Source organism: Burkholderia pseudomultivorans (assembly GCF_001718415.1).
Classification (GTDB): Bacteria; Pseudomonadota; Gammaproteobacteria; order Burkholderiales; family Burkholderiaceae; genus Burkholderia; species Burkholderia pseudomultivorans_A.
This window is the reverse complement of record NZ_CP013378.1, coordinates 882,714-903,153: the sequence shown is the minus strand read 5'-3', so window position 1 is coordinate 903,153 and position 20,440 is coordinate 882,714. Positions and strand designations below refer to the sequence as shown.

Genomic DNA, 20,440 nt, shown 5'->3' with positions numbered 1-20,440 from the left:
TATCCCGATACGGCCGGCCGGATGGCGCGCCGCTCCCGATCCGGCAGGCACGAACGGAACGTCCGGGCGATTTCAATGTACGGGAAGGCGTCGCTGTCGCAATTGATGCGGACCGGCATGCGGTCATTCAATAGATTCCAGACAAGCAACCATCTTCAGGAGACACAGAAATGAACCAGGCCTCGGACGTGCTGGACGCCGTCATCGTCGGCGCCGGCTTTGGCGGACTGTATGCGATCAAGCGACTCACCGATGCCGGTTTTCGCATCCAGGCATTCGAATCGGGCGACGGCGTCGGCGGAACGTGGTACTGGAATCGCTATCCGGGAGCGCGGGTCGATCTCGAATGCTGGGACTACTCCTATTCGTTTTCGGCGGAACTTCAGGACGAGTGGGACTGGCCCGAGCGCTATCCGACCTCCGCGGAACTGATGCGATACCTGAATCACGTGGCCGACCGCTTCGACCTGCGTCGGCACATACGTTTCAATACGCGCGTCGAATCCGCGGTGTTCGATGAAAGACTGAATCTCTGGAACGTGGCGACCTCGGACGGAAAGGTCACACGCGCCCGCTTCTTCGTGCCGGCGACCGGCGTGCTGTCGGTGCCGAAACCGCCCGAGATTCCGGGAATCGACACGTTCGCGGGCGAAAGTCATCACACCGGCCGCTGGCCGCATCACGAGGTCGATTTCAGCAACAAGCGGGTCGGCGTGATCGGCACGGGCTCGTCGGGCATCCAGGTGATCCAGGCACTTGCCGGCAAGTGCAGGCATCTGACCGTGTTTCAGCGCACGGCGGTCTACGTCGTGCCGGCGAAGAATCATCCGTTGACCCCGGAAATGCGTGCGCGCGTGCGGGCCACCTACGCGGAACGTCGCGCGATCAGCCGCCTCACGCGTTTCGGCATCGCGGTGCCGTTTCCCGTCGAATCCGCGCTCGACGCTACACCCGACGAGCGCCGCCGGAAGTATGAAAACGCATGGGAGAACAGCCAGTTGCTCGGTTTTCGCATGTGCTACGGGGACATCCTGTCGAACGAGGCAGCCAACGAAACGGTGGCCGAGTTCATCCGCGGCAAGATCCGCGAGACGGTGAAGGACCCGGCCGTTGCCGAGAAGCTGATGCCGCGCGGCTTTCCGTTCGGCACGAAACGCCCGTGCCTCGGCGATACCTACTACAGCGTCTACAACCGCGACGATGTCACGCTGGTCGACCTGAAGGCGACGCCGATCGAGCGCGTGGTGCCGGAGGGCATCGCGACAAGCGAGGGCCTGCACGAACTCGACGTGCTGATCTATGCGACCGGCTACGACGCGCTGACGGGCGCACTCACGCATATCGACGTGCGCGGTGTGGGCGGCCTCAAGCTGAACGACAAATGGGCCGCAGGCGCGAAGACCTACATTGGCCTGATGACGAGCGGCTTCCCGAACCTGTTCACGGTGACGGGGCCCGGCAGCCCGGGGCCGCTCGCGAACATGTCGATGAGCATCGAGCAGCACGTCGACTGGATCGCGCGCTGCATGGTGGATCTGCGCGAGGCGGGCGTCGACCGGATCGACGCCGACCCGAAGGCGGAGGAGGACTGGATGGCGCACGTTCAGGACGTCGTGTCGAAGACGCTCTATCTGAAGGCGAACTCCTGGTATGTCGGCGCGAACGTGCCGGGCAAGCCGCAGGTTTTCCTGCCGTATCTGGGCGGGCACGGCACGTACCGCAAGAAATGTGACGACATCGCGGCGGCCGGCTATACGGGATTCGTGCTGACGCGCGCCGGCGATCGCACGACCGAATCGCGGCCTGCCACGATGGAAGACGCAGCATGAGCGCAAGGGCGGGGACGCGTTCCCGACGGGCGATGAGCCGACGTGAAGCACCGGCATGGCATCAAGGAGACACGAAATGGGCAGGTTGGACGGCAAGGTCGCGTTCGTGACCGGCGCGGGGGGCGGCATCGGGACGGCGATCTGCAGGCAGTTCGTCGCCGAAGGCGCACGCGTACTGGCAGGCGATATCCATCTGGATCTCGCGCGGGCGGCTGCCGACGGCAGCGGCGGCGGGGAAAGCATCGTCGCGCTCAGGCTCGATGTAACCGACAAGGAAAGCGTCCGTGCGGGTCTGGCACGGGCCGAGGAAGCCTTCGGAAAGATCGACGTCCTGTGCAATACCGCCGGCGGATCCACGCCGCACGACGCTCGCGTGACCGATGCGCCGGAGGAAGAATTCTGGCGAGCGATCAGACTGGATCTGTTCGGCACGTTTCTCGTATGCAAATACGGCATTCCTTATCTGCAACGCGCGGGTGGCGGTTCGGTCATCAACTTCTCGTCGATGGTCGCGTTGATGGCACTGACCGACCGCGACTGTTATACGGCGGCGAAGGGCGGCGTTCATGCGCTGACGCGCTCGATGGCGCCGGAGTATGCGCCTGACCGCATCCGCGTGAACGCGATCGCCCCGGGACTGACGCTTTCGGCGCGTGTGCGTCATCTGGTCGATGAGCGGGAGGAGCTTCGCAAGCTGGCGGACCAGTGCCTGCTCGGGCCCTGCGAACCCGTCGATATGGCGCATGTCGCGGTCTATCTGGCTTCGGACGAGTCGCGACATACGACGGGGCAGATCATTCCGGTGGACAGCGGGGTCACGATTTATTGACTGGATTTCCGCACCTGTTTGACGGTGGAATGACCCGACCCGGGCGATCGGATCACGATGGACGATCCCGAGCAAGCACGCCAATCCCGTAAAAACAGTCTGGTTTCAACCATGGAGCAGAAACGATGCTGATCAGCAACAAGACGGCCGTTGTGACCGGCGCGGCGTCCGGAATCGGCGCGGCCATCGCCGAGCGTCTGGCCGAAGAGGGCGCGCATGTGATGCTGACCGACGTGGACGACCTGCGCGGCAACGAACTGGCAACGCGACTGATCGGCCGCGGCCTGAAGGCGAGCTATCTCCACTGCGACAGCAGCAACCTCGAATCGATCGCCGCGATGACGGCCAGGGCCGTTGCGCAGCATTGCCGGGTCGATGTGCTGGTGAATAACGCAGGCGTGACCCGGAAGATCGGACTGCTCGACCTGACGCCGGAGGACTGGGACTGGATCCAGAACATCAATACGCGCGGACTGTTCTTTACCATGCAGGGTTTCGCGCGCCACATGGCCGAGGCGGGCGGTGGCGTCGTGGTCAACATCGCATCGATTGCAGGCAAGGGGGCGAAGGCCACCTCGAATGCCTGTTATGCCGCGTCCAAGGCCGCGGCCATCGTGATGTCGCGTGTGGCCGCGAACGAACTGGGCGCCCGCGGCATACGAGTGAACGCGGTCTGCCCCGGCGCAACGCGTACCCCGTTGCTGGACGAGCTGGAAAAGGCCAATCCGGTCGGTTTCCGGAAGATGCTCGACGAAACTGCGCTCGGCCGTTTCGCGAGCCCGCGCGACATCGCCGACGCAGTGCTGTTTCTGGCCTCGGATTTATCGAGCAGTATTACAGGCCAGTCGATCAACGTCGACAACGGCCTGATGTGGGACTAAACGGCGATGCGTAGTAATTTGTCGGCGTCGCTCGATGTTCGTCGCTGCGTCATGCCGCGGCCGGTTCAAATGCTTCGGAAGCGAGACGAGCCGCCCGCTTGCAATCCGTGAAACCGTCATCAGGGGAACGCGATGGATATGGAAATCTCGGGGCAAAGCGTCCTGGTTACCGGCGCGTCGCAAGGCATCGGCGAGGGACTGGCGAGATCGTTTGCCCGGGAGGGTTGCGATCTATTGCTGGTTGCGCGGTCGGCCGAGAAGCTTGACGCGCTGGCAAGCGAACTGCGGGCCGCACACCGCGTGAAGGTCGGCGTGCTGGCGCTGGACATGACGCGACCGGGCGCGATCGCCGACATCGTTTCGTTTGCGGGCCATGCCGACATCCTGGTGAACAACGCGGGCGCGATTCCGGGCGGCACGTTGTGGGATGTCGACGAGGACGCGTGGCGCAAGGGCTGGGAACTGAAGGTGTTCGGCTATATCAACCTGACGCGCGCGATGTACATGGAGATGAAGACGCGCGGGCGCGGCGTCATCCTGAACAACATCGGCAACGGCGGGCAAAACTTCGATTTCAACTACATCGCGGGTTCGACGGGCAATGCCGCCCTGATGGCTTTCACCTGCGCGCTGGGCGGACGTAGCCTGGAAGACGGCATTCGCGTGTTGGGCGTCAATTCCGGGCCGGTGGGTACGGAGCGCATTGCCAAGGTACTCCGGAACCACGCGTCGCGGTTGCTGGGCGACGAAGCGCGCGCCGATGAACTGATGGCGGGCTACCCGCTGGGCCGCGCGGCGACCGTGCCGGAGGTCGCCGACCTTTTCGTCTTTCTGGCGTCGCCTCGCTCGAATTACACCAGCGGCACGATAGTCACGGTGGACGGAGGCATCACATCCCGGCGATCGGTGGCGTGAGCCGGAACGCGACTGGCCAGCCACCCGGCAAAGGGCACGCAAACGGCGACGTGAAGGCAAATGCCGACGCCGGAATCGTGCAGGCATGCGTGTGCTGCAACACGAACGGCGGTGCTGTCAGCAAAGCGCTATCGAAGCTGGCGCCGTCAGCACCGCGAGGGGGTGCGTCGACGCGATCACGCCCGCACCCCGCCGAACCCCTCCGACCCGAACGCTCAAGCGGAGACCGATCGACAAGCGACAGCCTCCGCGCGAATCATGTCGGCGGCTTTCTCGCCGATCATGATGCACGCCGGGTTGGTATTGCCGGCCACGATCCGCGGCATGACCGACGCATCGACCACGCGCAGTCGCCCGACGCCGCGCACGCGCAGCCACGGATCGACGACGGCCCGCGAATCGCTGCCCATCCGGCACGTGCCGACCTGATGCCAGCCGCTGTTGCCGAAAGTCTTCAGATGCGCCAGCAACTGCTCGTCGGTCGTGGCCGATGCGCCGGGCGCGAACTCGTCGACGATCCTCGACGCGAGCGGGGCGGTTTCCGCGATGCGCCGCATCAACCGCAACCCTGCGATCGAGCGCCGGATGTCGCCCGGATCGCTGAGGTAGTTCGGGTGAAACGCGGGAGGCTGCAACGGATCGGATGACTTCAGTTCCATATGACCGCGCGAATCGGGCGTGAGCAGCACGACCGACGCGCCGACGGCCGGGAAGTCGTCGATCACGGGCTCGCCCGATGCGGCGATCTTGAACGTCATCGGGCTGACCGTCAGCTGCAGGTCCGCTTCCGGCCGTCCGGGCTCGCTGCGCGCATAGGCCGTCACGGGTGCCGCGCCCAGCGCGAGATAGCCGCCGCCGGTCAACAGATAGCGCGCGCCCTCCAGGTACTTCCGCAGCCCGCGCAGTCGATGGTTGTACGAACTGTCCGGCGTGACGCGCCACGCAAACGAACCGAACCAGTGATCCTGCAGGTTCCTGCCCACCTCGGGGGAATCGACGGCCGCGACGATGCCGTGCCGGTGCAGGGCCGCAGGATCGCCGATGCCCGACAGCATCAGCAGATGCGGCGACGCCAGCGCACCGCCCGACAGGATCACTTCGCGTGCGGCGACGATCCGGCGCTGCTCGCCGCGATCCAGCACGTCGATACCGACGGCCTCGCCCTCTTCGAGCACCACGCGCGTGACCCGCACGCCGGTCCGGACGGTCAGGTTGCGGCGATGGCGCACCGGTTCGACGAAGGCGTTGTACGCCGTATGCCGGCGTCCGTTCCGGATCGTGTATTGCCGATATGCGACGCCTTCGTGAGGCGGCCCGTTCAGGTCCGCGCTGCGCGGTATGCCGGCCTGCTCGGCGGCCGCGATGAAGTCGTCGGCGGTCGGATGCCCGATCGCGGCGTCGCTGACATGCAGCGGACCGTGTTCGCCGTGATAGTCGTTCGCGCCGCGCTGGTTCGTCTCCGAGCGGATGAAATACGGCAGCACGTCCGCCCAGCCCCAGCCGTCGTTGCCGAGTGCGGCCCAATGGTCGAAATCGCCCGGCTGGCCGCGCATGTAGATCATGCCGTTGATCGAACTGCTGCCGCCGAGGCCCTTGCCGCGCGGCCAGTACACGGTACGGCCGCCGAGCGTCGGCACGGGCTCGGTGTCGAACGCCCAGTTGAAGCGCTTGTCCATGAACAGCTTGCCGGCGCCGGCAGGCATGCGCACCCAGAAGTTGTCCATGCTCGGTCCCGCCTCGACGAGCAGCACGCGCACGGCCGGATCCTCCGACAGCCTGCCGGCCACCACGCAGCCCGACGAGCCTGCCCCCACCACGATGTAGTCGTAGATTTCCATCGCGCGGGCCGCTTATTCGGATTTCGGAATCAACGGCACGAAGATCGCCGCGACGACGGCCGGAATCGCGAAGGCATAGAAGTTCCAGTGCATCGCGAGGTCGGCGCCGACGATCCAGCCGCCGATCATCGGCCCCAGGACCGAGCCGAAGCGCCCGACCGCCTGCGCGCCGCCGAGCGCGGAGCCGCGGCATGACACCGGGAAGTGCGCGGCGATATAACCGTAGATCAGGCTGCTGGTGCCGATCGAGCCGAGCCCGGCACCGAACACGGCCAGCATCAGCCAGGCGGAGCCGAACTTCTGGCTCAGCGCGATCAGCGACAGTCCGCCGATGACGAGAAACGGAAACATCACGCGCTTGGTTCCGACACGATCGGCCAGCCACGCGCCGCCGAGCATCCCCGCGACGGCGCCGCACTGCATCACCAGCAGAAACTCCAGCGACGAGCCGAGCGGATAGCCGGCCTTTCGCATCAGCTGCGGCAGCCATGCGTTGAGCCCGTAGATGATCAGCTGCACGCAAAACGCCATCAGCGCGAGCAGCAGCGCGGTGGTGCGGAACTCGCGCGACAGCACCTGACGGTAGCCGCTTGCCGGCGTATCGCCGTGCGAGGCGCGCTGCGCCTGCTTGTCGTGCAGGATCTGCTCGAAATCGAGCGCGTAGCGTGCCGCGAGCGCCCGCGCTTCGTCGACGCGGCCGCGATCGATCAGGAAGTCCGCCGACTCGGGAAGACGGAAGTACATCACGGGCAGGATCAACGCATAGAAACCGCCGAGCGCGTACAGCGTGCGCCAGCCGTGCTCGTGAAGCAGCGCGATGGCGAGCAGCGCGCACAGGATGCCGCCAACCGAGTAGCCGGTCAGCGTAAGCGCGTTGTAGAGCTGCCGGCGCGGCTTGGGCGCGTATTCGACCGACAGCGCCACGGCGGACGGCACCACGCCGCCCATGCCGATGCCGGCGATGAAGCGGGCGACGCCGAGGAATGTCGGCGAAGTCGCGACCGCGCAGAGGACGGTGCCGATCGAGAACCACAGCACGCCCGTCATCAGCAGGCGGCGGCGTCCGATGCGGTCGGTCAGCGGCCCTGCCGCCGCGAGCCCGACCATCAGGCCGACGAGGGTCCAGCTGCCGATCATGCCGGCAGCGGCGGGGCTCAGGTTCCAGCCGGGCTCGTCCAGCAGACGCGGGACGGTTGCGCCGTACACGATGAGGTCGTAGCCGTCCGCCACGATGGTCAGAAAACAGAGAAAGACTACGAAAAGCGGGCTTCTGGCCGGCGGTCCTGCGTGATTCATGTCGTCTCCTTACCTTTTTTGTCTATGTATTTCCACGCGCATCACGATGGCGTCCACGCGCGGCTTGCCTGCGAAACAGCGGGTGCTCGACGGGATGGCCGCCAGCACACTCGGATGGTTCTTTTATGGAAATGCGTCGAGTTCGGACGAACTCGCGTGGTGGCGCCTGCATCGGTGCGATCCCTGGCTGTGGTTCGGCGATTCCGAACGGCAAGCACTGCCCGGTGGAGCACAGGTGAACGAGCCGGCATTGCGGCGGGTGTCGGCAATGCGTGAGGAACAGCGTAAGAGCATGTCCCGGGCAAACCAATTGAGATTTTTCGAAGCGGGGATTCGCGCGGCTCGAATCCAGCCTGACTCGGGACGGGTATGGCGGCGCGGATTCGAACAGAGCGCGCACGCCATTCATCACGTTCGAATCGTCATACGTGGCGCACGCTTGGTCGAGCAGCCGCAGATTCGACGACGCGTTCGTCGGAACGAACCGGCAATGCGGCGCTCGTCACCCGCTCGTCACACCGGCTGACGAGCGCCGCACGCGCGCCGTCAGAACGCGTACCGCATGCCCGCAAAGACGCTGCGCCCTTCGCCCGGATAGAAGATCGCGGTATTCGCGGTGCGCGCGTTCGCGACCGTGCTGATGTCGCTCACGTAACGCTTGTCGGTCAGGTTGCGCGCGTCGACGAACACCGACAGTCCGTTGCGGAAGTCGTAGCCGGTCTGCAGGCCGAGCAGCGCGTAGCTCGGCACGCGCAGCGTGTTCGCGTCGTCGGCCCACGCACCCGACGGCACCCAGTCCAGCGTCGCCGCGATATGGAAGCCGCTCGGCCGCACATAGCCGAGCGTCGCGCGCAGCACGTTGAGCGGCACGCCTGCGATGCGGTTGTTGCCGTACTGCGGGTCGTTCCTGAAGCGGAAGTCGTTCAGGTTCCAGATGCCCGACAGCGTGATCCGGTCGCCGACGCCGCGGCCCGTGACGTTGCGAAGCAGCTCGACCGTCGCGCCGGCCTCGATGCCCTGCAGCACCGTCTTGTTCGCGTTGAACGTCGAGGCCGGGATATCGGGATTCGTCGTGTATTGCAGCAGCTGGTCGCGCACCAGCGAGCGATACGCGGTGACGTCCCAGCTCACGCGGTCGCGCGAGCCGCGCGTGCCGAACTCGAGCGTCCACGCGTGCTGCGCCGCGAGCGGCGTGAAGCGCGTCGTCCCCGAGAAGGTCTGCGTCAGGTCGGTGAAGTCGGGCACGTCCTGGCTGCGCGTGATGTCGACGTACGCCTGCGTGTTCGCATCCGGCTGCCACATCAGCCCGAGCTTCGGGTTGACCCCGCTGTAGCTCGCGTTGGTGGACTTGTAGCGCGCGTCGCCCGGCAGCCCGCCGTAATCGATGTATTCGCGCACCGAGTGCAGCGCCTTGACGCCCGTCATCAGCGCGACGGTCGGCAGGAAGAACAGCCGGTTCTCGACATAGGCCTCGTAGTTGAACGCGGTCTGCGTCGAGTCGAGCGTTTGCGCGCCCTTGTTGCCGTTGACGTTGTAGTACTGCCTTGCCTGCGTGCGCCCGCCGAAGAAGCGCGCGCCGACGATCAGGTCGTCGCGCATCCCGCCGACGGTCAGGCGTCCCGTATAGCGCGGCGCGAAGCCGTAGGTCCAGCCGTCCTGGTCGAGCGCCTGGAAGATCGGGTGATAGAGGCTCTTGTGTATCGCCCACGTGTCGAACTGCAGCTCGCCCGAATCGAGCCTGATCGTCGTGCGGTTGGCGATCCGCTCGGTGCGCGTGTTGCGCGCCTGGTCGCCCGACACCGCGTTCGGCGCCGCCTTGGTCGGATTGTTCAGCGCGTCGGACAGCGACAGCGTGCCGGGCAGCAACTGGTCGACCACGTAGACGCCGACATAGAAACGCGTCTCGACCGTCGGGCTGAAACGGTAGCCGACGTTTGCATTGAACTGCTCGTACTGGCCTTTCGAATGATCGCGATAGCCGTCCGCGTGGTTGACGCTGAAGTTCGCGAGGAAGTCGAGCGGGCCGATCACGCGCGATACCTGCGCGCTCGTCCGGAGCGTGCCGTAGCTGCCGCCTTCCACGCGCACGATGTTCGGCGCGTCGGCCGTATAGGCGGTCGGCGTGATGAAGTCGATCGCGCCGCCGAGCGTCGACGCACCGTACGCGAGGCCGTTGCCGCCCTTGTAGACCTCGACCGCCTGCAGCGCGAGCGGGTCGATCTGGTAGTAGTCGCCGCTGCCGTCCGCGAGGTTGGTCGGGATGCCGTCCTGCAGGATCTCGAGGCCGCGCGTGTGATAGGCGCGCGCAATCCCCGACCCGCGGATCGACAGCCGCAGCTCCTGCCCGTAGCGGTTCTCGACGAACACGCCCGGCACGTCCTTCAGCACGTCGCGCAACGTGAATGCGTAGGTGTTCCGGTAGCTGTCGGCGTCGACGAAACCGACCGAGCCGACCGTCCGGTCGAGCGTGCGCTTCAGGTCCCCGGTCGATTTCGACGTCAGCGAATCCGCCGTGCGGGTCGCGTTGACCGTGATCGCGGGCAGCGTCGATGCGGCCGGCGCATCGGCGGACGCGGCGGCGCTCTGCGCGCACGCGGTCGATGCGGACAGAACGGAGATCGCGCCGGACAGCGCGAGGACAATGCGAGTCAAGGGAAACATGTCGTTGTATGTCGTTATGGTGAATGCGGAACGCAAGCGATGCGCACACGGCCGACAGCCGTGCGCCGCACGCGGTCGCGCGCGGGCCCGGCATCGGTCGTCGGCATGGCAGGCAATCGGCGCGGACGGCCGCGCACGGTCGCGTCGGCTCGTTCGCGAGATACGTCAGGCGCGCGCGGCAGGCGGCCCGCGCGCGGCAAGCGCATAGCGCTTCGCCGGGCGATGGGCGGAAGGGACGGGCAGTTCGGGCGGCGCGTGCCGCACGGCCGGCGACGCGCAGAAGGACACCGCATATTGCAGCGGCGGATGGCCGGCAAGCAGGCCGCAATAGCCGCAGCGGTCGACATGCGTGCCGGACGGCGCATGCGGTTCCGGGTGCGCGGCAAACGGGTTGCCGCTCGCCGAGCAGATTGCCGCGAACGGCGCATGCGGGTCGATCGCGCTCGCGCGCAGTTGCGAGATCAGCGGCGCGACGAGCGCCAGCACGAGTGCGAACAGCCCGAGCCACGCGGTGGCCCGGGCGCGGCGCGTCGGCGTTTGCGATGCGCCGGCGCGAAGCGAATCAGGCTGCCGCGCGCGCCGCACGACCGAACAACAGACGATCGACGAGCCAGACCGCGACGATCGTGAGCCCCATCAGCGGGAACACGATGCCGAGCAGCACGAGCGCGGCGATCCAGCCGCGCATCGGCGGCGCGCCGCGCTCGCGCGACGGCGCGCCCAGCTTGCCGGCCGGGCGGCGCTTCCACCACATCACGGTGCCCGTTACCGCCATCGCGGCCAGGCCGAGCGACAGCACCGCGCAGAGGAGCTGGTTCGCGAGCCCGAAGTAGCGGCCCATATGCAGCGACGTGCCGTACGACACGGCGCGCGAGACGGCGCCGTAGTCGGCGTAGCCGATGTCCTTCAGTACCGCGCCGCTGTACTGGTCGAGATAGATCGTGCGTTCCGCCTTCGGGTCGGCGGGGAAATACGATGCGGTGAACACGCCGTCCGGTCCGGACGGCAGCGCGAGCGTGTAGCCGTTCGTCACGCCCAGCCCCGCGACGATCGCGATCGCGCGATCGACCGATAACGGCGCCGGCGTCGGGGCCGACGGCGAATGCGGGACGGGTACGTTGCCGACCGCCCACGGCGTTTGCGGCAGCGGCAGGTCGTCCATCACCATCCCCGGCATCGACTCGCCCGCTTCATGATGATGGCCGCCGTGCGCGGGCGGCTGCGCAGCCGCGGGCTGCGCTGGTGCGCCCGCACGCGTCGAGCGCACCGATGCGCCGCCCCACGCGCCTTCCGGCGCGCCGAGGTTCACGGTCGCGGCAAGCGCCTTGAAGTTCTTGCCCCACGAGCCCGACCACGGCAGCCCCGTCAGGATGAACGCCACCGTGCCGGCGGCGAGCCAGATGCCGGCCGTCGCGTGCACGCTCTTCCATAACGGCCGGCCGCGCAGCGACAGGTCGGGGCGCAGCGCGCGGCCGATGCGCGCGCTGCCGCGCGGCCACCAGAGCGCGATGCCGGTGCCGATCATCACGAGGGTCCAGCATGCGGCAAGCTCCATCAGCAGTTCGCCCGTCTTGCCGAGCAACAGCTTGCGATGCAGCATCCGGTCGACCTGCATGAAGCGGCGCTCGACGCTCAGCGTGCCGAGCACGCTGCCGTCGTACGGGTTCACGTAGACGCTCTCGCGGCTGCCGTCGGGCATGCGAAACACGTATTCGGCGCTGCGGTCCGGCGCCGTGGGCACCTGCACGGATACCGGCGTCGCGCCGGCCGGCATCGCCGCGCGCGCCTTCGCGAGCAGCGTGTCGGCATCGAGCCGCGGCGTGTCGCGCGGCTCGACGACGAGCCGGTGCGGATACAGCAGCGGCTCGATCTGCGGTTGAAAGCAGTAGAGCGTTCCGGTGATCGCGAGGATCACGAGAAACGGCATCACGAACAGGCCGGCATAGAAATGCCAGCGCCAGAGCGTCCGGTAACCGGCGCTCGCGGAACGGGCAGGCGAGGCTGCCTGCTCGACGGTAGTCGACATGGTGTCAGCTCCTGGTGCGCGTCGAACGGCAGGACCGGCGCAAGCCGGCTGCCGTCGACGTGCGTCACACCCGGACGGCGCGCATCGGCGCAACGGACGGCGCGGCGTCAGGCGCAAACGATGCGCAGCGCTGCGTCGCCCGCGCGATGCGGGCTACGGATGGAACGCGTGATTCAGGTCGTGCGAAACGAACGGAGTGGCGACGACGCGTGCACGTCGCGTACACGAATCATCGGGAGAAACGTTCAGCAGAACGCAGGCGGGGCGCGCGAAGGGGGGCGATCGTCGAAGATCGATCGCACGAATGGAAGATTGTCGAAGCGAGCCCGGAACTGCTGCCGCACTGCAGCGGGAAACAGCAGCACCAGCGCTACAAACGACGCCAGCGCCGTGAACAGCGCGGCGCCGAATGCGCACAGGCTGTCGCCGCTTCCGGACGGCGGGGATTTGTCGGCATGCGCGTCATGCCTGAGCGCATCGACGAGCGCCAGCGCGTCGTTGGCCGGCGTGACCGGCGCGCTCGTATCGAAGCGGGCCGCCAACCCGGCCACGCTGACGATCAGCGGGCCGCGACCCGAACACAGCACCACCGAGCCCGCATCCTGACCGTCCGGATCGAGCATCACGGCGCCCGACATCAGCGCGCGGGACAGCAGCGTCACGAGGATGAAGCCCCACAGAAGCTGTCGCGCGACGCCTTGTCCGAGCAGGAAGCGGCGAAGTGTGTTCATGGCGCGCGATTGTACATCGAATCGATATCGTCCCTCGATCCGGCGCGCTTGATGGTCGGGATGCCGGCATCGATATGCGTGGATAGGGTGGGCGATCCGCGGGTTTGCGGAAGCGACGCATGCGGGGAGGGGGATGGATACCCGGTTGGGCGGAATACGCGAAATATTACAAAAAGCCGACATTCAAGGCCGTTTTGAACTACCACGACGCGCCCGCTGCCCGCACGCAAGCCGAACGCCGCGAAATCGGTCGGGCGCGAGGCTCGCGATTCCGCGCGTATGCCGATGTGCGCGCACGACACGTCCCATGCGGCACTGCACATGGCAAATATGCTCATCGAGATCGAGCGGCTTGGTCATCGACGGCCGCCCCGGCATTCCATAAATTCGTCAGGTTGGCGTGCTTATCCGTGCGCCAGCCCGCGCGCAGGCCGGCAACCGGCCGCGCGTTCCCATCAGCGTGAGACACAATCGAGCGTGGAGACGACACGATGAGCCTGTCAGAGCCATTGCGTCTGCATGTGCCGGAGCCCACCGGGCGCCCGGGCTGCAAGACGGACTTTTCCTATCTGCATCTATCGCCGGCCGGCGCGGTGCGCCGCCCGCCCATCGACGTTGCCGCGGCGGACACCGCCGATCTCGCCCGCAGCCTCGTGCGCGTGCTCGACGACGACGGCAGGGCCGTCGGCCCGTGGGCGCCGGACCTCGACGACGCGCGGCTGATCGCCGGCCTGCGCGCGATGCTCAAGACCCGCATCTTCGACGCGCGCATGATGATCGCGCAGCGCCAGAAAAAGATTTCCTTCTACATGCTGAGCCTCGGCGAAGAGGCGATCGGCACCGCGCACGCGATGGCGCTGCGCGACGGCGACATGTGTTTTCCGACCTACCGGCAGCAGAGCATCCTGATCGCGCGCGACGTGCCGCTCGAACGGATGATTTGTCAGCTGATGTCGAACGAAGGCGATCCGCTCAAGGGGCGCCAGCTTCCGGTGATGTACTCGGATCGCGAAGCGGGCTTCTTCTCCATCTCCGGCAATCTCGCGACGCAGTTCATCCAGGCGGTCGGCTGGGCAATGGCGTCGGCGATCAAGGGCGACACGAAGATCGCGTCCGCATGGATCGGCGACGGCGCGACGGCCGAGGCCGACTTTCACACCGCGCTCACGTTCGCGCACGTGTACCGCGCGCCGGTCGTGCTGAACGTAGTCAACAACCAATGGGCGATCTCGACGTTCCAGGCGATCGCGGGCGGCGAAGGCACGACCTTCGCGGGCCGCGGCGTCGGCTGCGGAATCGCGTCGCTGCGCGTGGACGGCAACGACTTCCTCGCGATCTACGCGGCGTCGAGCTGGGCGGCCGAACGCGCGCGCCGCAATCTCGGCCCGACGCTGATCGAGTGGGTGACCTACCGCGCGGGCCCGCATTCGACCTCGGACGACCCGAGCAAGTACCGGCCGGGCGACGACTGGAGCCATTTCCCGCTCGGCGACCCGATCGCGCGCTTCAAGCGCCACCTGATCGCGAAAGGCATCTGGTCGGACGCCGCGCATGATGCGCTCACGGCCGATCTCGAGGCCGAGGTGATCGCGGCGCAGAAGGAAGCCGAGAAGTACGGGACGCTGGCCGACGACCGGATTCCGTCGCCGGCGTCGATGTTCGACGATGTCTACAAGGAGCTGCCCGCGCACCTGCGCCGTCAGCGCCAGGAACTGGGAGCGTGATCATGGCGCAACACGAGACAGGGTCGGCCACGCAGCCGATGACGATGATCCAGGCGCTGCGCTCCGCGATGGACGTGATGCTCGGGCGCGACAGCGACGTGGTCGTGTTCGGGCAGGACGTCGGCTACTTCGGCGGCGTGTTCCGCTGCACCGAAGGATTGCAGGCCAAGTACGGCAAGTCGCGCGTATTCGACGCGCCGATCTCGGAAGGCGGGATCGTCGGCGCGGCGGTCGGGATGGGGGCTTACGGGCTGCGTCCGGTCTGCGAGATCCAGTTCGCGGACTACTTCTATCCGGCATCCGACCAGATCGTGTCGGAAGGCGCGCGGCTGCGCTATCGCTCGGCGGGGCAGTTCACCGCGCCGATGACGATCCGGATGCCGTGCGGCGGCGGCATCTACGGCGGCCAGACGCACAGCCAGAGTCCGGAGGCGATGTTCACGCAGGTCTGCGGATTGCGCACCGTGATGCCGTCGAATCCGTATGACGCGAAAGGGCTGTTGATCGCGTCGATCGAGAACGACGATCCGGTGATCTTCCTCGAGCCGAAACGGCTGTACAACGGGCCGTTCGACGGCCATCACGAGCGGCCGGTGACGTCGTGGCTCAAGCATCCGGGCAGCGCGGTGCCGGAAGGCTATTACACGGTGCCGCTCGATACGGCCGCCGTGGTGCGGCCCGGCAACGACGTGACGGTGCTGACCTACGGCACGACCGTGCACGTGTCGCTCGCCGCCGCCGACGAGACCGGCATCGACGCGGAGGTGATCGACCTGCGCACGCTGTGGCCGGTCGATCTCGACACGATCGTCGCGTCGGTGCGCAAGACGGGCCGCTGCGTGGTGGTGCACGAAGCGACGCGTACCTGCGGCTACGGCGCGGAACTGGTGTCGCTCGTCCAGGAGCACTGCTTCTACCACCTGGAGGCGCCGATAGAGCGCACCACGGGGTGGGACACGCCGTATCCGCACGCGCAGGAATGGGCGTATTTTCCGGGGCCGGCCCGGGTTGGCGACGCGCTGCGACGCGTGATGGAGGCGTGAGATGGGCATTCATGTGATCAAGATGCCGGATATCGGCGAAGGGATCGCCGAGGTCGAACTGGTGGCCTGGCATGTGGAAGTCGGACAGACGATCACGGAAGACCAGCCGCTCGCCGACGTGATGACCGACAAGGCGGCGGTGGAGATTCCGTCCCCGGTCGCGGGCAAGGTGCTCGAACTCGGCGGACGGATCGGCGAGATGATGGCGGTCGGCAGCGAGCTGATCCGTCTCGAAGTCGAAGGCGAGGGCAATCTGAAGCCGGGCGCGAAAGGGCGCGACAAGGATGCGGCTGCGTCGCCGCGTGCGAAAGGCGACGACGCGCATGCCGGATCGTCCGAAGCATCCGCGACATCCGCCGCATCCGCTGCGCCCCGGTCGTCGAAGTCCGCCCATCATGTCGAGAAGCACGCGCCGGCCGAGCATCGGCATGCGGAGCACGCGGTGCCGACGCCGCGCGCGGCGCTCGAGCCCGGCGAACGGCCGCTCGCGTCGCCGGCGGTACGCCAGCGCGCGTGGGACATGGGCATCGAATTGCGCTACGTGCGCGGCACCGGTGAAGCCGGGCGCATCCTGCATGCCGATCTCGACGCGTATGCGCGCACGGCGGGCGCTGCCGCACGACCGTCGCCGGCGCACGGCTACGACGAACGCAACGACGAAACGGAAGTGCCGGTGATCGGCCTGCGCCGTGCGATCGCGCGCAAGATGCAGGAGGCGAAGCGCCGCATTCCGCACTTCAGCTATGTCGAGGAAATCGACGTCACCGAGCTCGAAGCGCTGCGCACCGAGCTGAATCGTCGCCATGGCGACACGCGCGGCCGGCTGACGCCGCTGCCGCTGCTGATTCGCGCGATGGTGATCGCGCTGCGCGACTTTCCGCAGATCAATGCGCGCTACGACGACGAAGCGGGCGTCGTCACGCATTACGGCGCGGTGCACGTCGGGGTCGCGACGCAAACGGATGGCGGTCTGACCGTGCCGGTGCTGCGTCATGCGGAAGCGCGCGACGTGTGGTCGATCTCGGCGGAAATCGCGCGGCTGGCCGACGCGGTGCGCGCCAATCGCGCGCAGCGCGACGAGCTCAGCGGTTCGACGATCACGATTTCGAGCCTCGGCGCGCTTGGCGGGATCGTGTCGACACCCGTCATCAACCATCCCGAGGTTGGCATCGTCGGCGTGAACCGGATCGTCGAGCGGCCGATGATCCGCGATGGCGCGATCGTCGCACGCAAGATGATGAACCTGTCGTCGTCGTTCGATCATCGCGTCGTCGACGGCGCGGACGCCGCCGAATTCATCCAGGCGGTGCGCGGCCTGCTCGAGCGCCCGGCGCTGTTGTTCGTGGAGTGAGCGCGATGAAGAACGAACACACCACGCTGCTCGTGATCGGCGGCGGTCCGGGCGGTTACGTCGCCGCGATTCGCGCGGGCCAGCTCGGCATTCCGACGGTGCTCGTCGAACGCGAACGGCTTGGGGGCACCTGCCTGAACATCGGCTGCATTCCGTCGAAGGCGCTGATCCATGTCGCCGACGCGTTCGAGCAGGCGTGCGGACAGGCCGGAGAAGGGCTGCTCGGGATTCGCGTGCGCACGCCGGAGATCGACATCGCGAAGAGCGTCGCATGGAAGGACGGCATCGTCGAGCGGCTCACGCGCGGCGTCGGCGCGCTGCTGAAGAAGCACGGCGTGCGCGTGCTGCATGGCGACGCGCGCGTGATCGACGGCAAGACGATCGAAGTCGCGGCGGGCGACGACACCACGCGGATCGCCTGCGAGCATCTGCTGCTCGCGACGGGTTCGGAGCCGGTCGAGCTGCCCTCGATGCCGTTCGGCGGGCATGTCGTGTCGTCGACCGAAGCGCTGTCGCCCGCGTCGCTGCCGAAGCGGCTGCTCGTCGTCGGCGCCGGCTACATCGGGCTCGAACTCGGGACCGCCTATCGCAAGCTCGGCGTCGAGGTCGGCATCGTCGAGGCCGCGCCGCGTGTGCTGCCCGCGTATGACGCCGAACTCGCGAAGCCGGTCGCCGATTCGCTCGCGCGGCTCGGCGTCGGAATGTGGCTCGGCCACAAGGTGCTCGGGCTCGCGAACGACGGTGCGGTGCGCGTGCAGGCGCCCGACGGCGCGGAACGGACGCTGCCGGCCGATCGCGTGCTGGTCGCGGTCGGCCGCCGACCGCGGGTCGACGGCTTCGGGCTCGAGTCGCTGCCGCTCGACCGCAACGGCCGCGCATTGCGCATCGACGACGCGTGCAGGACGTCGATGCGCAACGTGTGGGCGATCGGCGACGTCGCCGGCGAGCCGATGCTCGCGCATCGCGCGATGGCGCAGGGCGAGATGGTGGCCGAGCTGATCGCCGGACGTCGCCGCAGGTTCACGCCCGCGTCGATCCCGGCCGTGTGCTTCACCGATCCGGAGGTCGTCACGTCGGGCTGGTCGCCCGACGACGCGAAGGCGGCCGGCGTCGACTGCCTCAGCGCATCGTTCCCGCTGGCGGCGAACGGACGCGCGATGACGCTGCAGGCGACCGACGGTTTCGTGCGCGTCGTCGCGCGGCGCGACACGCATCTGATCGTCGGCTGGCAGGCGGTCGGGCGCGGCGTGTCGGAGCTGGCTGCGGCGTTCTCGCAGTCGATCGAGATGGGCGCGCGGCTCGAGGATGTCGGCGGCACGATCCACGCGCATCCGACGCTCGGTGAAGCGATGCAGGAGGCGGCGCTGCGCGCGCTTGGCGCGGCTTTGCATATTTGAGGCAGCGGGTTCGGTCGGCGGGAGCGCGCTGTCTGCGTTGAAGCCGCGGTGATCGCCGCCGAACCCGAGTGGGGCGTGTGTCGCCGATGGCGATCAGCGACACACGCCCGACCGCTTCTATCCGCGTTTGCGCAGCGGCTCGAGCAGCCCCTTCAGGCCGTTATGGTCAATCTCGTGCATCAACGCGAGCAACCGACCGATTTCGCCGCGCGGAAATCCTTCGCGAGCCATCCAGTTCAGGTAATTCCCGGGGAGATCGGCAATGAGCCGCCCCTTGTATTTGCCGAAGGGCATGGTCATGCTGACGAGGCGTTCAAGGTCTGGCGCTTGCATGGCGACTATTGTGCACGGATGTCCGTTCCTGCGTGCGCGTTACGCGTCTTTGAGCCAGGGCATTTCCACGGGCGATACGACCAGCTGCCGGAACTCGCGTTTCAGATCGAAGATGAAGCCGACCAGGATCATGGAGTCGGCGTAAGGAATCGGAAAGACATGCGGATTTTCCGGCGTGCGCAGCGGGCGCTCGGGCGTGTCCGCGGTCGCCGCGGCGTTCTCGCGAACGCTTTCCAGTTCGTCGGCCATGGCCTGGCCGCTGACTTTCAGCACACGACTACGCAGGTCGCTGAAGGGCTCGATGCGCGGAGCGTCTTCGTGGTATTCGGGTACTTCGTATACGAACCAGGACATTTTCGTCTCCCGACAGAAGGGGCGATATTGTAGCGTCGCCCGGCGGCTACGCTCGCCCGCGCCCGCACCCATCCTCACTTAGGTGTTTATACGTATGCCGATTCCAATATCGCTTCAATCCAAAATTTCATTGGAAGGTTATCGGACTTGTTCCTAGACTGATCCGGGGCGCATCGACCGGACGGACCGGCGCAGCTCCGCGCCGCGTTCGCGCCACGCAGAAACAGAACAGCGCCGCGGCACACAACGACATCATCGGAGACGAACCATGACATTTTTCAGGAAGCTGGCGGCCGGTGCGCTCGTCGCCGCGGCGACGACCTACGCGGTGGGCGCGTACGCGCAGCAAAAGCCGATCACGCTCGGGTTTTCGCAGGTCGGCGCGGAGAGCGCATGGCGCACCGCGAACACCGTGTCGGTGAAGAGCGCGGCGAAGGACGCCGGCATCAACCTGAAGTTCTCGGACGCGCAGCAGAAACAGGAAAACCAGATTCGCGCGATCCGCTCGTTCATCGCGCAGAAGGTCGACGTGATCGCGTTTTCGCCGGTCGTCGAATCGGGCTGGGAGCCGGTGCTGACCGAGGCGAAGGCCGCGCACATCCCGGTGATCCTGACCGATCGCGCGGTCGACGTGAAGGATCCGTCGCTGTACGTGACGATGATCGGTTCCGACTTCCTCGAGGAAGGACGCCGCGCCGGCCACTGGCTCGAAGAGCGCTACAAGAACGACGCGGGTCCGATCAACATCGTCGAGTTGCAGGGCACGGTCGGCTCGGCGCCGGCCAACGATCGTCGCGCGGGCCTGCTCGAAGTGATCAGGAACAACCCGAAATTCAAGGTGATCGCGTCGCAGAGCGGCGACTTCACGCTCGCCGGCGGCAAGCAGGTGATGGAAGCGTTCGCGAAGACCTACGGCAAGCAGATCAACGTCGTCTACGCGCACAACGACGACATGGCGCTCGGCGCGATCCAGGCGATGGAGGAGGCCGGGATCAAGCCGGGCAAGGACGTGAGCGTGGTGTCGTTCGATGCGACGAAGGGCGGCTTCCAGGCGATGATCGCCGGCAAGATCAACGTCGACGTCGAATGCAGCCCGCTGCTCGGGCCGCAGCTGATGAGCGCGGTGAAGGACGTCGTCGCCGGCAAGTCGCTGCCCAAGCGGATCGTGACGAACGAAACCGTGTTCCCGATGAGCGTCGCCGCGCAGGTGCTGCCGACCCGCAAATACTGAG

The 20,440-nt window shown here is 67.0% G+C and carries 18 protein-coding genes; 10 read left to right on the top strand and 8 right to left on the bottom strand.

The features are described 5' to 3' along the window. The first annotated feature begins 170 nt into the window (after positions 1–170). From WS57_RS16690 to WS57_RS16675, 4 genes are all read left to right on the top strand, one after another. Positions 171–1,829, top strand: coding sequence for a flavin-containing monooxygenase (locus WS57_RS16690; protein ID WP_069244561.1), 1,659 nt, complete (start codon positions 171–173; stop codon positions 1,827–1,829). 76 nt (positions 1,830–1,905) lie between these two features. Next, entirely contained in the window at positions 1,906–2,658 is a 753-nt protein-coding gene (locus tag WS57_RS16685; protein ID WP_059516632.1) for an SDR family NAD(P)-dependent oxidoreductase, read from the top strand. A gap of 125 nt (positions 2,659–2,783) precedes the next feature. Then, a complete protein-coding gene (locus tag WS57_RS16680) occupies positions 2,784–3,539 on the top strand; it encodes an SDR family NAD(P)-dependent oxidoreductase (protein WP_059516633.1) in 756 nt (251 codons plus the stop codon). A gap of 132 nt (positions 3,540–3,671) precedes the next feature. Next, positions 3,672–4,454, top strand: a complete 783-nt coding sequence (locus tag WS57_RS16675; RefSeq protein ID WP_069244560.1) for an SDR family oxidoreductase — start codon at positions 3,672–3,674, stop codon at positions 4,452–4,454. A gap of 215 nt (positions 4,455–4,669) precedes the next feature. Here WS57_RS16675 and WS57_RS16670 read toward each other — a convergent pair whose 3' ends face one another. After that, entirely contained in the window at positions 4,670–6,292 is a 1,623-nt protein-coding gene (locus tag WS57_RS16670) for a GMC family oxidoreductase (RefSeq protein ID WP_069244559.1), read from the bottom strand. Between the two features lie 12 nt (positions 6,293–6,304). Continuing rightward, positions 6,305–7,588 (bottom strand): MFS transporter, encoded by a 1,284-nt coding sequence (locus WS57_RS16665; protein ID WP_038454793.1) that lies wholly within the window; start codon positions 7,586–7,588, stop codon positions 6,305–6,307. Between WS57_RS16665 and WS57_RS37120 the strand changes: the two genes are divergently transcribed. Continuing rightward, entirely contained in the window at positions 7,587–8,114 is a 528-nt protein-coding gene (locus WS57_RS37120; protein WP_155774319.1) for a hypothetical protein, read from the top strand. The genes WS57_RS16665 and WS57_RS37120 overlap by 2 nt on opposite strands. Before the next feature lie 20 nt (positions 8,115–8,134). On the opposite strand, the gene WS57_RS16660 is transcribed toward WS57_RS37120, so the two are convergent. The 4 genes from WS57_RS16660 to WS57_RS16645 form a co-directional block, all read right to left on the bottom strand. Further along, the gene (locus tag WS57_RS16660; protein WP_069244558.1) at positions 8,135–10,249 is read right to left on the bottom strand and encodes a TonB-dependent receptor family protein; all 2,115 of its coding nucleotides are present in this window, start codon (positions 10,247–10,249) and stop codon (positions 8,135–8,137) included. 165 nt (positions 10,250–10,414) lie between these two features. Beyond that, positions 10,415–10,735: a DUF2946 family protein gene (locus WS57_RS16655; protein WP_230945519.1), complete on the bottom strand. Its 321-nt coding sequence runs from the start codon at positions 10,733–10,735 to the stop codon at positions 10,415–10,417. 76 nt (positions 10,736–10,811) lie between these two features. Continuing rightward, on the bottom strand, positions 10,812–12,275 hold the full coding sequence (locus WS57_RS16650) for a PepSY-associated TM helix domain-containing protein (RefSeq protein ID WP_059602405.1): 1,464 nt from the start codon (positions 12,273–12,275) through the stop codon (positions 10,812–10,814). Positions 12,276–12,520: 245 nt separating this feature from the next. After that, on the bottom strand, positions 12,521–13,006 hold the full coding sequence (locus WS57_RS16645; RefSeq protein WP_059602407.1) for a hypothetical protein: 486 nt from the start codon (positions 13,004–13,006) through the stop codon (positions 12,521–12,523). A gap of 491 nt (positions 13,007–13,497) precedes the next feature. Here WS57_RS16645 and WS57_RS16640 point away from each other — a divergent pair, with 491 nt between their 5' ends. Genes WS57_RS16640 through lpdA form a run of 4 tightly spaced genes read left to right on the top strand, consistent with a single transcriptional unit; the run spans position 13,498 to position 18,521 of the window. Beyond that, positions 13,498–14,730 (top strand): 3-methyl-2-oxobutanoate dehydrogenase (2-methylpropanoyl-transferring) subunit alpha, encoded by a 1,233-nt coding sequence (locus tag WS57_RS16640; RefSeq protein ID WP_009694724.1) that lies wholly within the window; start codon positions 13,498–13,500, stop codon positions 14,728–14,730. A gap of 2 nt (positions 14,731–14,732) precedes the next feature. Next, positions 14,733–15,773: an alpha-ketoacid dehydrogenase subunit beta gene (locus tag WS57_RS16635; protein ID WP_038454783.1), complete on the top strand. Its 1,041-nt coding sequence runs from the start codon at positions 14,733–14,735 to the stop codon at positions 15,771–15,773. 1 nt (position 15,774) lies between these two features. After that, positions 15,775–17,124: a dihydrolipoamide acetyltransferase family protein gene (locus WS57_RS16630; protein WP_059516645.1), complete on the top strand. Its 1,350-nt coding sequence runs from the start codon at positions 15,775–15,777 to the stop codon at positions 17,122–17,124. A 5-nt stretch (positions 17,125–17,129) separates the two neighbouring features. Next, positions 17,130–18,521, top strand: coding sequence for a dihydrolipoyl dehydrogenase (lpdA, locus tag WS57_RS16625; RefSeq protein WP_059516672.1), 1,392 nt, complete (start codon positions 17,130–17,132; stop codon positions 18,519–18,521). A gap of 117 nt (positions 18,522–18,638) precedes the next feature. On the opposite strand, the gene WS57_RS16620 is transcribed toward lpdA, so the two are convergent. Both WS57_RS16620 and WS57_RS16615 read right to left on the bottom strand, forming a co-directional pair. Further along, entirely contained in the window at positions 18,639–18,854 is a 216-nt protein-coding gene (locus WS57_RS16620) for a DUF3820 family protein (protein ID WP_038454741.1), read from the bottom strand. A gap of 39 nt (positions 18,855–18,893) precedes the next feature. After that, positions 18,894–19,208 (bottom strand): hypothetical protein, encoded by a 315-nt coding sequence (locus WS57_RS16615; RefSeq protein ID WP_009694717.1) that lies wholly within the window; start codon positions 19,206–19,208, stop codon positions 18,894–18,896. Between the two features lie 268 nt (positions 19,209–19,476). Here WS57_RS16615 and WS57_RS16610 point away from each other — a divergent pair, with 268 nt between their 5' ends. After that, positions 19,477–20,439: an ABC transporter substrate-binding protein gene (locus tag WS57_RS16610; protein ID WP_009694716.1), complete on the top strand. Its 963-nt coding sequence runs from the start codon at positions 19,477–19,479 to the stop codon at positions 20,437–20,439. Position 20,440 lies beyond the last annotated feature (1 nt).

What these genes read in the sequence shown, in the direction of transcription:
- WS57_RS16615 (WP_009694717.1), bottom strand. Translation starts at nt 19,208, where the DNA reads ATGTCCTGGTTCGTATACGAAGTACCCGAATACCACGAAGACGCTCCG.
- WS57_RS16660 (WP_069244558.1), bottom strand. Translation starts at nt 10,249, where the DNA reads ATGTTTCCCTTGACTCGCATTGTCCTCGCGCTGTCCGGCGCGATCTCC.
- WS57_RS16665 (WP_038454793.1), bottom strand. Translation starts at nt 7,588, where the DNA reads ATGAATCACGCAGGACCGCCGGCCAGAAGCCCGCTTTTCGTAGTCTTT.
- WS57_RS16620 (WP_038454741.1), bottom strand. Translation starts at nt 18,854, where the DNA reads ATGCAAGCGCCAGACCTTGAACGCCTCGTCAGCATGACCATGCCCTTC.
- WS57_RS16610 (WP_009694716.1), top strand. Translation starts at nt 19,477, where the DNA reads ATGACATTTTTCAGGAAGCTGGCGGCCGGTGCGCTCGTCGCCGCGGCG.
- WS57_RS16680 (WP_059516633.1), top strand. Translation starts at nt 2,784, where the DNA reads ATGCTGATCAGCAACAAGACGGCCGTTGTGACCGGCGCGGCGTCCGGA.
- WS57_RS37120 (WP_155774319.1), top strand. Translation starts at nt 7,587, where the DNA reads ATGTCGTCTCCTTACCTTTTTTGTCTATGTATTTCCACGCGCATCACG.
- WS57_RS16675 (WP_069244560.1), top strand. Translation starts at nt 3,672, where the DNA reads ATGGATATGGAAATCTCGGGGCAAAGCGTCCTGGTTACCGGCGCGTCG.
- WS57_RS16635 (WP_038454783.1), top strand. Translation starts at nt 14,733, where the DNA reads ATGGCGCAACACGAGACAGGGTCGGCCACGCAGCCGATGACGATGATC.
- WS57_RS16650 (WP_059602405.1), bottom strand. Translation starts at nt 12,275, where the DNA reads ATGTCGACTACCGTCGAGCAGGCAGCCTCGCCTGCCCGTTCCGCGAGC.
- lpdA (WP_059516672.1), top strand. Translation starts at nt 17,130, where the DNA reads ATGAAGAACGAACACACCACGCTGCTCGTGATCGGCGGCGGTCCGGGC.
- WS57_RS16670 (WP_069244559.1), bottom strand. Translation starts at nt 6,292, where the DNA reads ATGGAAATCTACGACTACATCGTGGTGGGGGCAGGCTCGTCGGGCTGC.
- WS57_RS16690 (WP_069244561.1), top strand. Translation starts at nt 171, where the DNA reads ATGAACCAGGCCTCGGACGTGCTGGACGCCGTCATCGTCGGCGCCGGC.
- WS57_RS16630 (WP_059516645.1), top strand. Translation starts at nt 15,775, where the DNA reads ATGGGCATTCATGTGATCAAGATGCCGGATATCGGCGAAGGGATCGCC.
- WS57_RS16640 (WP_009694724.1), top strand. Translation starts at nt 13,498, where the DNA reads ATGAGCCTGTCAGAGCCATTGCGTCTGCATGTGCCGGAGCCCACCGGG.
- WS57_RS16685 (WP_059516632.1), top strand. Translation starts at nt 1,906, where the DNA reads ATGGGCAGGTTGGACGGCAAGGTCGCGTTCGTGACCGGCGCGGGGGGC.
- WS57_RS16645 (WP_059602407.1), bottom strand. Translation starts at nt 13,006, where the DNA reads ATGAACACACTTCGCCGCTTCCTGCTCGGACAAGGCGTCGCGCGACAG.